Below are 14,871 nucleotides of genomic sequence, written 5' to 3'. Positions count from 1 at the left end.
CGAGATGACACCTGCGGCATGGCTCGCCCGGGAAAGCCGGGCCGTTGCCGGCAGGCTGCGCCTTGCCGCTCTGTATGGAGTCATTGAAGGTCTTCTGATCATTACACAGGCCGGGCTGGTTGCCTGGCTTGTGCATTCCGTGGTGATGGAAGACGTCACCCCCACCTCGCTGCTGCTCCCGGTCGCCTTATTGGTGGTGGTGGTGATCGGCCGCCCCCTCGCACAAGCCCTGAGGGCGCGAACGGCCATCGAGGCATCCAGTCGGGTCCGGCAGCGGGTTCGCACACGGCTCATCCGTCATGCCGAGGCGCTTGGCCCGGTGGGTCTGGCCGCTCAGGACACCGGCGAAACCGCCAGCCAGCTCACGGACCAAGTGAGCGCACTGGATGGCTACTACGCCCGTTACCGGCCTCAGATGGCGGTGGCGGTGCTGATTCCGCTGGCCATTGTCATCACTGCATTCACCCAGGACTGGATCGCCGGCACCTTCCTGGTGCTTGCGGCACCGCTGATTCCCCTGTTCATGGCGCTGGTGGGCATGGGCGCCGAGCGACTCAACCGGGATCAGTTCGAGGCGGTGGGCCGGCTCTCCGGGCAGTTTCTGGACCGGGTGCGCGGCCTGACCACTCTGCGATTGTTCGGCCGAACCGATGAGGCGACCCAGGGCATTCTGGACGGATCCGACGAATACCGCAGCCGCAGCATGCGGGTGCTGCGGGTGGCATTCCTGTCCTCGGCGGTGCTGGAGTTCTTTGCGTCGGTGGCCATTGCAGTCCTGGCCATCTACATCGGCTTCGGCCTGCTGGGCTACATCGACTGGGGGCCCGCCCCCCAGTTAACGCTTTTCAGCGGACTGTTCGTGCTGCTGCTGGCGCCGGAGTTCTTCCAGCCGCTGCGCACTCTGGCCCAGCATTACCACGATCGGGCCACGGCCATGGGGGCCGCCGACCTGCTGGCCCGGTTCGAAGCCCTGGAACCCGAATCGACGCCGGGATCCGCGCCGGAATCCGCGACGCCTCCGGTCAGCGATGTCCATCGGCTGGTCGCCCATGACCTGTTACTCCAGCGGCCGGGCCGGGGAACGGTACTGACCGTGCCCCACTTCGAGGCCCGCGCCGGCGAGCGCGTGCTCATCGAGGGCGCCTCCGGCGGCGGCAAGACCACACTGCTCATGGCCCTGGCCGGATTGCTGCGCCCCGCCGAGGGTCATGTGACTCGGGATTTACCCGATGACCGCCTGGGCTGGCTGGGTGCGCCCCCGTTCATCGCCAGCGCCAGCCTGCGCAACAACATTCGCCTTGGTGATCCCGCCGTCGGCAGCGCCGATCTCGAGGCGGCCGCCGAGCGCGCCGGGGTGACCGAGTTCTCCCATCGGCTGGCGGACGGACTGGAAACCATGGTGGGCGAGCGCGGCGTGGGCCTCTCCGGTGGCCAGGCCCAGCGGGTCGCGCTGGCCCGGGCGTTTGTCTCGCCGGCCCGGTTGATCATCCTGGATGAGCCCACAACGGCACTGGATGCGGACACCGAACGCTACGTCATTCAGGGCCTGGAGGCGCTGGCCGCCGAAGGCCGGATCATTGTGATCGCGAGCCATGACAAGGCGCTGAGGGTTTATTGCCAGCGCCGCTACCAAATTGCTGACGGGGTCCTGGAGGCGGTGAGCGATGAATGAGCTCCGGCCCTACCTGGCGATGCTGCGGGCCTATCGCGGCCGGCTGCTGCTTGGCGCCGCACTGATGCTGCTCACCGCCGCGGCCGGCATCGGGCTGCTTGCCCTGTCCGGCTGGTTCATCACCGCCACGGCCATCACCGGCATGCTGCTGGCCGCCGGCGTCGCGGCAACCCTGGATATCTACGTTCCCGGCGGCGGCATTCGTGCCTTCGCGGTCACCCGCACGGTGGCCCGGTATTTCGAGCGGGTGTTCAACCACGACGTGGTCCTGCGGCTGCTGCGGGATTTGCGTGGCCGGACCTTCGCCCGCCTCGCCGCCCTGACCCCGACGGCGCTGGGCAGACTGCGAAGCGGTGAACTGCTCAACCGCCTGACCACCGACATCGATCGGCTGGATGGACTTTATCTTCGCGGGCTGGCGCCACCGGCGGTGGCCTTCCTGGCGGTGGCCATCGCCGGCGGCCTGCTGACCCTGGGGTCACCCCTGGTGGCGCTCTTTGCCGTGGCGGCACTGGTGGCCATCGGCGGCGTCATCATCACCCGGGCCTGGCACCAGGGCCGGGCGCTGACCCGGCAGCTGGCCAGCGCCAATGCCGATGTGCGGGCCAACCTGGTGGACCATCTGCGCGGCATGGCCGAACTGAAGGCTTTTGGCAGCGTGGATCATCACCGGCAGCGACTGGAGCGCTTTGATAGCGACGAGCGGGAGCACGAAAGCCGTCTCGCCACGGAAATCGCCACCGGCGAGGCCGTGATGAATGGCGCCCTGCATCTGGTGGTGGTGGGCGTCCTGATCGCCGCACTGATGCTCTTCCATGGCGGTCATGTCAGTGGCGCCATCGCGGTCATGATGCCGCTGGCCGTCCTTGCCCTGCTGGAACCGCTGGGTGTGCTGCCCGGGGCGGGACTGCACCTCGCCCGGGCACGGGCCTCCGCCGAGCGTCTCGATGCCGAGCAGTCAGCGGCTCCCGCGGCGTCGGCCACTGGCGATCAGCCGGCCCGCCAGCCGCCGAGCCAGGCGCCCGCCGTGACCCTGAATGGCGTGACCCTGCGACGCGGCGCCGGCGCCCGGGTGCTGGACAACCTCCACCTCTCCATCGCAGCGGGGGAGCACATCGGCATCATCGGCGTCTCCGGATGCGGGAAATCCAGTCTGGCTGGGCTCGTGGCGGGGTGGTTGCCGCCCGACCGTGGCCAGGTGCAGGTCAATGACCAGCCCCTGGAGACCATCGACGCCGAAAGTCACCTGGCTCGGCTGGGTTATCTCACCCAGCACACGGACCTCTTCAGCGGCACCATCGCCGGCAATCTGCGGCTGGCGGACTCCACGGTCAGCGATGGACGCCTGTGGGCGCTGCTGCAGGATCTTGCCCTGGATCACTTCGTGGCAAGCTGCCCGGCCGGCCTGGACACCCCCATTGGCGAGTCCGGACTGGAACTCTCTGGCGGTCAGGCGCGGCGTCTGGCACTGGGCCGAGTGATGCTGCGGGACGCTCCGCTGGTGATCCTGGATGAGCCGTTCAGCGGCCTGGACGAGACCACCGCGTCACACGTTAGCCGGTCCCTGCAGCGCTGGCTGAAGGGACGGACCGCTCTGTTGCTGGGTCATGAGCCGGCGGCCATCCCCGGCGGTGACCGACTGCTCCGCCTGCGCGCCGGGCGATTGCTGGGCGCCTGAAACCTGGGCTTCAAGCCTGTGCCCCGGCCCCCTTATCCGCTAGCATTGCGACAGTTTTTTGCGGGTCATCTGAAAGGTTTGCCATGACACATCGCATCGCCCTGATCCCCGGCGACGGTATCGGACGGGAAGTCACCCCGGTGGGGGTCCAGTGCCTCAAGGCACTGGGCCGCCGGCCCGGCCTTGATTTCGAGTTCAACGAATTTCCCTATTCCTGCGAATACTACGCCGAGCACGGCGCGATGATGCCGGCGGATGGTATCGAGGCGCTGAGGCCCCATGACGCCATTCTGCTGGGTGCGGTGGGGTATCCCGGCGTGCCAGATCACGTCTCGCTTTGGGGTTTGCTGCTCCCCATCCGGCGGGAGTTCCAGCAGTACGTGAACCTGCGGCCGGTGCGGCTCCTGCGGGGTCTGACCTCCGCCCTTCGGGACCGCGGCCCGGAAGACATCAATTACCTGGTGGTGCGGGAGAACAACGAAGGCGAATACTCCGAAATCGGCGGCCGCCTGTATGACGGGCTGCCCGAAGCCATGGCCGTGCAGGCCACCGTCATCACCCGCAAGGGCAGTGAGCGCATCCTGGATTATGCCTTTCGGCTGGCCAACGACCGGCCCCGGCGGCAGCTCGCCTACGCCACCAAGTCCAATGGCATCAAGCACACCATGCCGTTCTGGGATGAGCAGGTGGAGGCCATGGCCGCCCAGTGGCCCGACATCCGCGTGGACGGCTATCACGTGGATATCCTGGCAGCTAATTTCGTCACCCACCCGGACTGGTTCGACGTCGTGGTGGGCACCAACCTGTTCGGCGATATCCTCTCCGACCTGGGGCCAGCCACCGCCGGCGGCATCGGCGTGGCCCCATCGGCCAACATCAGCCCCGACCCTGATCTCCCCTCGATGTTCGAGCCCGTTCACGGGTCGGCACCGGACATCGCTGGCCAGGACATCGCCAACCCCATCGCCATGATCTGGACCGTGGTGATGATGCTGGAAGACCTGGGTGAGAAGCAGGCGGCCGACGACCTGATGGGCGCGCTGGAAGCGGTAACCGCCGAAGGACGGGTCCTCACCCGGGATCTCGGTGGCCACGCGGGCACCCGGGAATTTGCCGATCGGGTGCTGGCGGAGCTCGGCTGACGAGGCTCAGCGCTGACAGGCGGGGCAGTACACGGTGGCCCGCTGGCCAAGCCGGCTCTCCCTGAGCCGCCGGCCACACTGCCGGCAGGGCTCGCCACCGCGGCCATAGGCATCCAGGGTCTGCTGAAAATAGCCGGGCACGCCATCGGTGCCGCTGAAATCCCGCAGGGTGGTGCCGCCGGCCCGAATCGCTTCGGTCAGCACGGCGCGAATGGCTGCGGCCAGGTGCTCAAACCGATGACGCGCGATACGCCCGGCAGGCCTGGCTGGATGAATGCCGGCCCGGTGCAGGGATTCGGTGGCGTAGATATTGCCAACCCCCACGACCACCTGGCTGTTCATAATGAAGCTCTTCACCGCCACCCGCCGACCGCGGGCCGCTTGATAGAGATAGTCGCCATGGAAGGCGGCCGCCAGCGGCTCCGGCCCTAACCGCGCCAGTAGCGGATGCGCCTCCGGCGGGTCAGCGGTCACATGAAGGCTGCCAAATCGCCGTGGGTCGTTAAAGCGCAGCGCCTCGCCGCTATCCAGGCAGAAATCCAGATGATCGTGGGGGCGAAGGGAATGGCTCTGGGGCACAACCCGCACGTGGCCCGACATGCCAAGATGCAACATCATGGTGATGTCGGCATCCAGCCTGAAAAGCAGGTATTTGCCGCGCCGGCCCACCTCACGAATCAGCCGCCCGGCGACCTGCGCCTCGGCATCGGCGGCCACCGGCCAGCGCAGCCGCCGTTCCCGGACAACCAGACGCACCAGCTGCCGACCCTCACTGTGGGGTCGCAATCCGCGTCGGGTGGTTTCCACCTCGGGCAACTCAGGCATCAGGCGGCGTCCGTCGATGGCTCAAAAAAAAGCCCGCGCGAGGCGGGCTTCTCACGATGCTCGCTCCGCGAGCCCGTTACTTGATCTTCGCTTCCTTGTAGATCACGTGCTTGCGGACCACGGGATCGTACTTGCGGAATTCCAGTTTGTGGGGCGTATTCCGACGGTTTTTGTCGGTGGTGTAGAAATGCCCGGTGCCGGCACTGGATACGAGTTTGATCTTGTCGCGCATGATTGACCTCAGACCTTTTCGCCGCGGCTGCGCAGGTCACTGATGACCTTGTCGATGCCGACCTTGTCGATAATCCGCATGCCCTTGCTGGAAACCCGCAGGCGCACCCACCGGCTCTCGCTATCCAGCCAGAAGCGATGATAGCGGATGTTCGGCAGAAAACGCCGCCGCGTTTTGTTGTGGGCGTGCGATACGTTGTTTCCGGTCATCGGCCGCTTGCCGGTGACCTGACAGACCTTGGCCATCAGGGTCTCCAATTGCTGTGTCTGGTCCAGCGAGGCGAGTCACCTCAGGAAGATCGCGTTTTATACCAGCGTGGCTGACGATTGGCAACCGGATGACCGAATCGGCCAGGGGAAATGGCGCCAGCCGCCGGGCCTGGAAATCGTCAGCCTCCCTGCTGCCATTCCAAGGCCCGACGTCTGGCGTACTTTCAGTATCGGCATGCGGGGCCCACGACGCCATCCCTCATATGGGGGGGGAGGGGCGCTGACACTGCCTTGTGGCTGACCGGCAAAGCCCTTACTCTTGGATTCCATCCGAAAAACACCACGAGAGCCCGCATGACCGAGGTTGATCTGGCCGCCGCCCGGGAGAACATGGTCGAGCAGCAGCTCAGGACCTGGGAGGTCCTTAACGAGCGCATTCTTGATCTGCTTGAGAGGATCCCGCGGGAGCATTTCACCCCCGAGGCATACACCAATCTCGCCTACGCCGACATGCAGGTGCCGCTGGGCCATGGCGAGGTCATGCTCGAACCCAAAGTTGAGGGTCGCCTGCTCCAGGCACTCGACCCACAACCCCACGAGCGGGCCCTTGAGATCGGCACCGGTTCCGGTTATCTGAGCACCTGTCTGGCGCAGTTGTGCGGTCACGTCACCAGCGTCGACATCCGCCCGGACTTCACCGACATGGCCCGACAGAATCTGGAACATAACGGCGTGCACAATGTCCACCTGGAAACCGAGGACGCCTGCCGTGGCTGGGACGACGGACGGCAGTACGAGGTGATCGCCGTGACGGGGTCCCTGCCAGAACACCATGACGGCTTTCAGAAAAGACTGACCCAGGGGGGCCGGCTGTTCATGATCGTGGGCAAACCCCCCATCATGGAAGCGCTTCTAATTACTCGCGTCGGCGAGGACCAATGGGCGACGGAGAGCCTGTTTGATACCAGTGCGCCGGCGCTGGTTGGAGCGCCCTTCACTCAGCCATTCGACCTCTAAGCCGCTTACAGGATTCTCTTCATGCTCGCTGTGCGCCGACTGTCGCCCATTCGCTGGCTGCCGCTGGCCCTCGGCCTGATCCTGCTCCCCGGGGGCCCGGTTCTCGCGGACTCCCTGCTGGACATCTACGAGCAGGCCCGCGAGCGCGACCCGCAGTTTCAGCAGGCCATTGCCGATCGCCAGGCCCGGGAAGAAGCCCTGCCCCAGGCCCGGGCCGCGCTTCGACCCAGCGTCATCATCAGCTCGGCGTTCAGCGGCATCGACACCGACAGCGACTTTTCCGAGCCGCCAACAGGGAGCGAGCAGTACCGGCAGCTGAGCTACGGGGTCGAACTCAGCCAGACCCTTTACCGGTACTCCCGGGCCCGAAGCGTGGATCAGGCCACCGTGCTGGTGGAACAGGCCCAGGCTGACTTCGCGTCGGCCCAGCAGGGCCTCATTCTGCGGGTGGCGGAGCGCTATTTCAGTGTCCTCGATGCCCGTAAAGCCCTGGATGCGGCCGAAGCGAACCTCGAAGCCATCCAGCGACAACTGGAGCAGGCCGAGCAGCGTTTCGAGGTGGGGGTCATTGCCCGCACCGACGTTGAAGAGGCCCGCGCCCAGGCCGACCTCGGCCAGGCCGAGTTGCTGCAGGCCCAGGATGATCTGGAAACCGAACGCGAGCAGCTGCGTGAGCTGACCGGCCAGGCACCGGCGCTGCTGCTGCCGGTGCGGGAGGGCGTCGAACTCGAGCGCCCGTCACCGGGCGAGCCGGAGGCCTGGCGCGAACAGGCGGAAGCCGACAATTGGCAGCTGGTGGCGACCCAACTGGCCGCTGAAGCCGCCATGGAAGGCATTGAAGTGGAACGCGGCGAGCGCTTCCCCCAGGTGGACCTGGTGGCGGGCTATGATGGGGTCAACCGCTATGGATTCCGCGGCCGTGATCCCAGCTCCGATGAATTCAGTGCCCGCATCCAGCTAAGCTTTCCCCTCTACCAGGGTGGCGGCGTTTCTTCCCGGGTTCGCGAGGCCCAGTTCCGTTATACCGAAGCCCGGGAAACCCTGGAGGAAGTCCGGCGCACGGTGGGCCGCAATGCCGCGGATGCCTATCGGGGCACACTGACCGCGCTGCAGCGGGTGCAGGCCCTCGATCAGGCCCGGGTCTCCACCCAGGCAGCGCTGGAGGCCACCGAAGCGGGATTTGACGTCGGCAGTCGTACCATCGTGGACGTGCTCAATGCCCAGCGCGAGGTGTTCAACGCCGAGCGCGACTACCAGCAGGCCCGCCACGCATTTCTGCTCAATACACTGAGGCTGCAGGAAGCCGCTGGCGCCCTGGACGAGGACGATCTGCGGGCCGTTAACGCTCTACTGGAGCGCGGCTGATCTTGTAGGGGTTGGGCTCACCCTCTGCCTGCCGGGCAAAACGCCGATAGGTCCACTGATACTGCTCGGGTCGCTCCCGGACCACCCGCTCGATCTCGCGGTTCATGGCCGCGGCGGCCTCGGTGGGATCGGAATGGTCCACCGCCTCGGTGACCCGCCGCCAGTGGAGTCGGTAGCCCTGCCCCCGGGGCAGCCGCTCAGCCCAGCCAATTACCACCGGCGCGCCGGTGCGGGCCGCCATCTTCGCAAACAGCGTCATGGTCTTGGCCGGCTGGCCAAAAAATGGTGCGTAAACCCCTTCGCCCGGAGGTGACTGATCCGGCAGGATGCCCACGGCCTCCCCCGCCTGAAGCGCCTTGAACAGGGCCCGAATGCCCGAGGGACGGGCGGGCCAGAAGGTGGCGCTGCTGCGGGAGCGGCCGCGATTGAGCAGCGGTTCCAGTTCGCTCATGCGTGGGGGCCGGTAAAGGGCGTGCAGCGATACCCGGCGGGCCAGCCACATCTGCAGAATTTCCCAGGCACCGTGATGCGGGGCGATCACCAGAATGCCCCGGCCTTCGGCGGCGACCTGGTCAATGACGTCCTCGCCCTCCACCGACTGGACCAACCCCAGCACCCGCTCGAGGGGCCAATGCCAGAAGGCCGCCAACTCGAACAGCCCGCGAAAGTTCTCCTTCATGGCCTGCCGGGCCAGCCATCGGCGGTCCTCAACCGGCCACTCCGGAAAACACAGATCGGCATTCACCCGCGCCGTGTGCCGCTCCCGGATTTTCAGCAGTTCTGCCAGTCGGGCGGCGCCACCGCCCAGCGCATGGAGCACCCGCAGGGGGAGGAGAGACAGCAGGGCCAGCAGGCCGTTGATCAGCCGGGCACGTCCCCGCAGCGGCGGCATGGGTTCAGTCCCGACGATGGTGCTCGGCAATGGCCGGGTCGTCGGGATCGAAATCGCGGATGAAGTACTCAGCGCCACAGTAGGGGCACTTGCCCTCACCGGTTTTGTGCACCGGGATATAGACCTTGGGGTGACTGTTCCACAGGTACATGCCCGGCATGGGGCAGGACAACGGCAGGTCCTCGGCGGTCACCTCGTAGCGATTCTCACTGTTTGGCTTAATCAGATCAGGGCGATCGTGGGTCTGTGGATCCGGCACGCTTACCTCCTTGCCTGAGCGGGTTCGCTGCGGTTAGCTGACCGTGGTGAGCCACTCATGATGCGCATTGGTACGGCCCTCCACCAGGGCAAAGAACTGACTCTGGATATCAGTGGTAATGGGGCCGCGCCGGCCCTCACCGATCACCCGACCGTCCAGCTCACGGATTGGGGTCACCTCGGCGGCGGTGCCGGTGAAAAAGGCCTCGTCACAAACGTACACCTCGTCGCGGGTAATGCGCCGCTCCCGCACTTCATATCCGGCCTCCCGGGCCAGGGTCATGATGGCGTCCCGGGTCACGCCGGCCAGCGCGCTGTGGAGTTCGGGGGTGTGAATCACGCCATCCCGAATCAGAAAGAAGTTCTCGCCGGAGCCCTCCGCCACGAATCCTTCCGGATCCAGCAGCAGCGCCTCGTCGTAGCCGCAGGCCACCGCCTCCTGCAGCGCCATCATGGAGTTGATGTACTGGCCGTTGGCCTTGGCCCGGCACATGGCGATGTTCACGTGATGACGGGTGAAGGACGAGGTGCGCACTCGAATGCCCCGCTCCATGTTCTCCTCACCCATGTAGGAACCCCAGCTCCAGGCGGCCACGATCAGATGCGTCTGGAGGTTGTCCGCCCGCAGACCCATGCTTTCGGCGCCATAGAACGCCATGGGACGGATGTAACCACTGGCGAGGCCGTTCTCGCGGACCGCGGCCCGGCAGGCCTCGATCACCTCGTCCTGGCTCCATGGCAGGGTCATGCCGAGGATCTTGGCGGAATCGAACAGCCGACGGACATGCTCCGGCAGTCGAAAGATCGCCGGCCCCCGCTCGGTGTTGTAGGCCCGGATACCCTCGAAGACCCCCATGCCGTAATGCAGGGTGTGGGTGAGCACGTGCACCTGAGCATCGCGCCAGGGCACCATCTCGCCATCCATCCAGATGTAACCGTCCTGATCGGCCATGCTCATGCGCGGCTCCCCTCAACTCATCCGCCAGCCCGATAATCCCACTATTGAACCACGAAATGGCCGTCGGGGACACTGACGGAAGGGCTTCATGACGGGGCTCAGGGGGTTACCGATCCCCCCGGAGCAGCGGGCCGAGACGACTTAGCAAACGCTCGCCCGCACCCGCGTGGCGGGCCACCAGCGATTGAGCCCGCCCACCGCCATTGGCCCGCTCTTGCGGGTCGCTCAACAGCCGACTCACCGTCCGGGCCAGCTCCGCCGCGTTACTGACCGACTCAGCCGCTCCTGCCGCCGTAAGCTGCTTCACCACCTCAGTGAAGTTGAAGGTATGCGGCCCCAACACCACCGGCAGCCCCCAGGCCGCCGGCTCCAGCATGTTCTGACCGCCCAGGGGCACCAGACTGCCGCCGACGAAGGCCACATCAGCCGCCCCATAGAGCCAGGGCAGCTCCCCCAGGGTGTCCGCCAGTAGCACTTCCGCATCGGCCATACCGGCTGAATCCCGACTGCGACGGGCCAGACGCAACCCCCGCGCCTGGCACAGATGCTCGACTTCATCGAAGCGGTCCGCGTGCCGGGGGGCCAGAAGCAGCAACAGGTCCGGATGGTCCTTCTGGATCATGCGAAAGGCATCCAGTACCGCCGGCTCCTCGTTGCCCCGGGTGCTGGCGGCAATCCACACCGGTCGCGCCGATCCGATGTCATGGCGCAGGCCCCGGGCGGATTCCCGATCCATTGAGCCAGAGGCATCGAACTTGAGGTTGCCATCCACCACCACCCGGTCCCCGGGGGCTCCCAGACGAATCAACCGATCGGCATCGGCGCGGGTCTGCGCCGAAATCACCCGGGGCGTGCCCAGCATCTCCCGCATCAGGCCGGGCAGACGCCGATAGCGTCGGGCACTGCGCTCGGACAGCCGCGCGTTGGCCATCACCACGGGCACGGCGTCCGCCCGGAGACAGCCGAACAGATTCGGCCACCACTCCATTTCCATGATGACCGCCAACCGCGGAGAGAGCTGACGCACAAAATGGCGCATGGCATGCGGCTGATCGAAGGGCAGCAAAGCGGCACTGACCCCGGTACCAAACAGCCGCCGGACGTGATCCGCGCCGCTGGGCGTCATGGTGCTGATCACGATGGGCCGCTCCGGGTATCGCTGCTGGCAGGCCCGCACCAGAGCACTCATCGCCTGAACCTCTCCCACCGAGGCCGCGTGAATCCACAGCGCGTCCCGGGGCGCACTGGGCCCGCGCAGGCCGAAGCGCTCGCCGATGTACTGACGATAGGCCGGTTCCCGCCGGCTGCGCCAGGCCAGGTAGCCCAGCAGGGCGGGCGTCGCCAGATACGTGGCCGCGCTGTAGAGGGGTTTGATCACGGCAGCCGCGGCTCCGCCGTCGAGGCTGGCGGTACCGCCAGCCGATCCGCCACCGGCGTCTTCAGCAGTGCGTCCAGGCGCTCCAGCACCGCGTCGGTTTCAATTCGCTCCATGGCGTCCGGCTGCCGCACCCGGCGCCCCCAGGGAAGTGCCTCAACCCCGCAGCCAAAGGCGGCGCGAACCGCCTCGGGATAGCGATTCACCACCCATTCACGCCCCAGATAGGGACCACTGCGATGGGGATTGGAGGTGGCGTAAAGCCCGATGACCGGCGTGCCGGCGGCCACAGCCATATGCACGGGCCCGGAATCCGGCGAAATCAGCACAGTGGCCCGCTGGAGGATGGCGAAGAGTTCCTTAAGCGAGGTCCGACCGATGCAGTCCATGACGGGCACACCCGCGCCGGCCTTGATGGCTTCGGCGTAGGCGCGTTCTTCGTCGCTGGGCCCGCCGGTCAGAATGACTCGCATGCCATGGCGACGCACGGCCTCCCGGGCCACGATGGCATAGCGCTCCGCGGGCCAGTTGCGGAAGTTGTTGAACCGCTGGCTGCTGCAGGGACTGATCAACAGGGTGGGTTGATCGTCAGGGACTAGTGACTCGGCGTACTCGCGGGCCTCGGCAGGCACCGGAATATCCCAACGCAGCTGACGCTCCCGGACACCCAGCGCCTCGATGAAACCGAAAAAACCGTCCATCACGTGAGCCCGGGGGTGGGGCGCCACCCGGCGGTTCACGAACAGGCCATGAAAGTCCTTGCTGCGGCCCCGGTCGAAGCCGAGCCGCAAGGGTGCCCGAACGGCGGTGGACGCCCACCCGGCCCGCAGCGCCACCTGCATCAGCAACAGACCATCAAACGCGCGGCCCGACAGCTGCCGGCGCAGCGCCCCGCGGCCGGCGCGCTTATCGAAGGTGATACACTCCACCCCCTCGAGATCTCCGAGCAGTGCCGCTTCGGTGCGACCGATGATCCAGGTCAGCCGGGTGTCGGGCCAGGCCGCCTGCAAAGTGCGGACCACCGCCACCAGGTGGCAGCAGTCGCCAATCGCAGAAAGACGGAAAAGGCACAGCCGCTCAGGGGGTTCAGCAAAGGGTACCGGCCGGTTATGAACCACCAGGTTGTGCAACACCATGGCTTGGATCATTCCATTCACGATCCCGGGGTCGTGGATCCCCTGCCCCTGTGGCTCTTCGACCCCGAAGCCCTCGCCACCAAAGGCCTGATCGTCGGCACCAGCGCGGGCCGCCGCAGTGCCTGGTTCATCAACTGGCCTCGCCAACCCCTGGTGCTGCGCCACTACTGGCGCGGGGGCATCGTCGCGCGTTTTTCCCGGGATGTCTATTGCTGGACGGGGTGCGAGCAAACCCGGGCGTTCCGGGAGTATCGTCTGCTGTCGCGACTGCATGGACAGGGGCTGCCGGTGCCCGCGCCGGTGGCCGCCCGGGTACGGCGACGGGGGGCGGTGTATCGCGCAGACCTCATCACCGCCGCCATTGCGGACACCGAACCGCTTGATGACCGCCTGCGCAACCGGACGGTGTCCGACGAGGCCTGGCAGCGGGTTGGCGCCGTCATCCGCCGGTGCCATGACGCGGGCGCTTGCCACGCGGATCTCAACGTGCGCAACATTCTGCTCGATCGCAGCAATAACCCGTGGATTATCGACTGGGACCGCGGCCGGCTGAGAGCCCCGGCAACCCATTGGCAACAGCACAACCTGGATCGGCTGCGCCGATCGCTAGGGAAAGATCCGGCCCTGAATGCCGCGGCTCAAAAGAGCTGGGACGCCCTCATGGCGGGATACACCAACTCATGACCTCCCACGAATCCGGTCGACAATGCCGGTGGTAGAGACCCCGTCAACAAAATCCAGCACCACCACCTGCCCCCCGTGGGCCTGCACCACCTCGGCGCCGACAATGCGGTCAGCGTCATAATCACCGCCCTTGACCAGCACGTCCGGCACCACCTGTCGGATCAACCGCTCGGGGGTGTCCTCGCAGAAGGGCACCACATAATCCACGGCTGCCAGGGCGGTGAGCACCTCCATGCGCTGCTGTAGCGGCGTCACCGGACGTTGCGGGCCCTTCAGACGGGCGACGGAGTCATCATCGTTGACCGCAACGATCAGCCGGTCGCCCATCTCCCGCGCCTGCTGCAGGTAGGCGACGTGCCCGGCGTGGAGCAGATCGAAGCAGCCATTGGTGAACACGATGCGCTCGCCGCGGGCCCGGGCGTCCTCGATCAACGCCTGCAGGCGCTCATCGGTGACCGGCCCCTGATCCGCTTCCCGCAGTCCGTGCAGGGCATGGCGCAGTTCCGCCCGGGTGACGGTGGCCGTGCCCACCTTGGCCACCACTCGCCCGGCGGCGACATTGGCCAGAGCCGTTGCCACGGCCAGCTCCGCCCCCGCTGCCAGGGCTGCACCAAGCACAGCGATCACCGTGTCCCCGGCGCCGGTGACGTCATAAACCTCCCGGGCGTGGGCGGGCAGGTGGACGGCATCGCCATCGGCGGGGATCAGGCTCATGCCGTGCTCGCCGCGGGTGATCAGCAGCGCCCCCAGGTCATGGTGGCGCAACACATCGCGCGCCCGGGCCTCGAGGATTTCGGGATCGGCACAGGGGCCCGCCACCGCCTCAAACTCCGCCCGGTTCGGCGTCACCACATCGGCGCCGGCGTATCGGGAGAAGTCCGTACCCTTGGGGTCCACCAGCACCGTGCAGCCGGCCGCCCGGGCCGCAGCAATCATCGCCGGGGTTTCGGAGAGGGCTCCCTTGGCATAGTCCGAGAGGATCACCACCGAAGCATCAGCGAGGGCATCACCAAACGGGTCAAGCAGCGCCGCGCGGTCCGCGCCGGCAAACGGTTCCTCAAAGTCCATGCGCAGCAGCTGCTGGCGGCGGCTGAGCACCCGCAGCTTGCAAATCGTCGGGTGGCCAACGACCCGATGCAGCCGGCAGGCGACGCCATGGTTGAGCAGCGAATGCTGCAGGGTATCCGCCGCGGCATCATCCCCGGTAAGCCCCACCACTTCCGCCCGGCCCTGCAGCGCGGCCACGTTCAGCGCCACGTTGGCCGCCCCGCCGGGACGCTCCTCGGTACCGCTCACATGCACCACGGGCACCGGCGCCTCGGGCGAAATGCGGCCGGTCTGGCCGTACCAGTAGCGGTCCAGCATCAGGTCCCCGGCAACCAGCACGCGGGCCTGAGAGAAATCCGGTAATGTGAGTTGCATCCCCAG

At 66.7% G+C, this 14,871-nt stretch carries 15 protein-coding genes; 6 read left to right on the top strand and 9 right to left on the bottom strand.

The genetic code is table 11. The features are described 5' to 3' along the window. Positions 1-4 precede the first annotated feature (4 nt). The 3 genes from cydD (at position 5) to GJ672_RS00840 (ending at position 4,492) form a co-directional block, all read left to right on the top strand. Positions 5-1,672 carry a thiol reductant ABC exporter subunit CydD gene (gene cydD, locus GJ672_RS00850; RefSeq protein ID WP_154295437.1) on the top strand — a complete coding sequence of 556 codons (1,668 nt, stop codon included), beginning with the start codon at positions 5-7 and terminating at the stop codon, positions 1,670-1,672. Next, positions 1,665-3,350, top strand: a complete 1,686-nt coding sequence (gene cydC / locus GJ672_RS00845; RefSeq protein ID WP_154295436.1) for a thiol reductant ABC exporter subunit CydC — start codon at positions 1,665-1,667, stop codon at positions 3,348-3,350. Before cydD ends, cydC begins: the two co-directional genes overlap by 8 nt. An 83-nt stretch (positions 3,351-3,433) precedes the next feature. Further along, complete coding sequence (locus GJ672_RS00840) at positions 3,434-4,492, top strand: tartrate dehydrogenase (protein WP_154295435.1); 1,059 nt, start codon at positions 3,434-3,436, stop codon at positions 4,490-4,492. Between the two features lie 6 nt (positions 4,493-4,498). Here the strand turns inward: GJ672_RS00840 and mutM are convergent, their stop codons facing one another. The 3 genes from mutM to rpmB all read right to left on the bottom strand — a co-directional run bounded on the left by mutM (position 4,499) and on the right by rpmB (position 5,794). Then, a complete protein-coding gene (mutM, locus tag GJ672_RS00835; protein WP_154295434.1) occupies positions 4,499-5,317 on the bottom strand; it encodes a bifunctional DNA-formamidopyrimidine glycosylase/DNA-(apurinic or apyrimidinic site) lyase in 819 nt (272 codons plus the stop codon). A 76-nt stretch (positions 5,318-5,393) separates the two neighbouring features. After that, a complete protein-coding gene (gene rpmG, locus GJ672_RS00830; protein ID WP_154295433.1) occupies positions 5,394-5,549 on the bottom strand; it encodes a 50S ribosomal protein L33 in 156 nt (51 codons plus the stop codon). 8 nt (positions 5,550-5,557) lie between these two features. Then, positions 5,558-5,794 carry a 50S ribosomal protein L28 gene (rpmB, locus tag GJ672_RS00825; protein ID WP_154295432.1) on the bottom strand — a complete coding sequence of 79 codons (237 nt, stop codon included), beginning with the start codon at positions 5,792-5,794 and terminating at the stop codon, positions 5,558-5,560. Between the two features lie 318 nt (positions 5,795-6,112). Between rpmB and GJ672_RS00820 the strand changes: the two genes are divergently transcribed. Further along, on the top strand, positions 6,113-6,775 hold the full coding sequence (locus GJ672_RS00820; RefSeq protein ID WP_154295431.1) for a protein-L-isoaspartate O-methyltransferase: 663 nt from the start codon (positions 6,113-6,115) through the stop codon (positions 6,773-6,775). Between the two features lie 21 nt (positions 6,776-6,796). Beyond that, on the top strand, positions 6,797-8,140 hold the full coding sequence (locus tag GJ672_RS00815) for a TolC family outer membrane protein (RefSeq protein ID WP_154295430.1): 1,344 nt from the start codon (positions 6,797-6,799) through the stop codon (positions 8,138-8,140). On the opposite strand, the gene GJ672_RS00810 is transcribed toward GJ672_RS00815, so the two are convergent. The 5 genes from GJ672_RS00810 to GJ672_RS00790 all read right to left on the bottom strand — a co-directional run bounded on the left by GJ672_RS00810 (position 8,115) and on the right by GJ672_RS00790 (position 12,759). After that, entirely contained in the window at positions 8,115-9,032 is a 918-nt protein-coding gene (locus GJ672_RS00810; RefSeq protein WP_154295429.1) for a lysophospholipid acyltransferase family protein, read from the bottom strand. The genes GJ672_RS00815 and GJ672_RS00810 overlap by 26 nt on opposite strands. A gap of 4 nt (positions 9,033-9,036) precedes the next feature. Continuing rightward, a complete protein-coding gene (locus tag GJ672_RS00805; RefSeq protein WP_154295428.1) occupies positions 9,037-9,291 on the bottom strand; it encodes a zinc-finger domain-containing protein in 255 nt (84 codons plus the stop codon). 33 nt (positions 9,292-9,324) lie between these two features. After that, positions 9,325-10,248 carry a branched-chain amino acid transaminase gene (locus tag GJ672_RS00800; protein WP_154295427.1) on the bottom strand — a complete coding sequence of 308 codons (924 nt, stop codon included), beginning with the start codon at positions 10,246-10,248 and terminating at the stop codon, positions 9,325-9,327. 106 nt (positions 10,249-10,354) lie between these two features. Next, a complete protein-coding gene (gene waaA, locus GJ672_RS00795; protein WP_154295426.1) occupies positions 10,355-11,626 on the bottom strand; it encodes a lipid IV(A) 3-deoxy-D-manno-octulosonic acid transferase in 1,272 nt (423 codons plus the stop codon). Continuing rightward, a complete protein-coding gene (locus GJ672_RS00790; RefSeq protein ID WP_154296960.1) occupies positions 11,623-12,759 on the bottom strand; it encodes a glycosyltransferase family 9 protein in 1,137 nt (378 codons plus the stop codon). The genes waaA and GJ672_RS00790 overlap by 4 nt, the downstream gene beginning before the upstream one ends. Before the next feature lie 3 nt (positions 12,760-12,762). Here GJ672_RS00790 and GJ672_RS00785 point away from each other — a divergent pair, with 3 nt between their 5' ends. Next, a complete protein-coding gene (locus tag GJ672_RS00785; RefSeq protein WP_229381899.1) occupies positions 12,763-13,443 on the top strand; it encodes a 3-deoxy-D-manno-octulosonic acid kinase in 681 nt (226 codons plus the stop codon). Here GJ672_RS00785 and hldE read toward each other — a convergent pair. Continuing rightward, on the bottom strand, positions 13,438-14,865 hold the full coding sequence (gene hldE / locus GJ672_RS00780) for a bifunctional D-glycero-beta-D-manno-heptose-7-phosphate kinase/D-glycero-beta-D-manno-heptose 1-phosphate adenylyltransferase HldE (RefSeq protein ID WP_154295424.1): 1,428 nt from the start codon (positions 14,863-14,865) through the stop codon (positions 13,438-13,440). The two genes, GJ672_RS00785 and hldE, sit on opposite strands and share 6 nt — an antisense overlap. Positions 14,866-14,871 lie beyond the last annotated feature (6 nt).

This window comes from Spiribacter sp. 2438 (genome assembly GCF_009676705.1).
Lineage (GTDB): Bacteria > Pseudomonadota > Gammaproteobacteria > Nitrococcales > Nitrococcaceae > Spiribacter.
The sequence above is the reverse complement of the archived record's forward strand: the minus strand, read 5'-3'. Positions and strand labels throughout refer to the sequence as shown.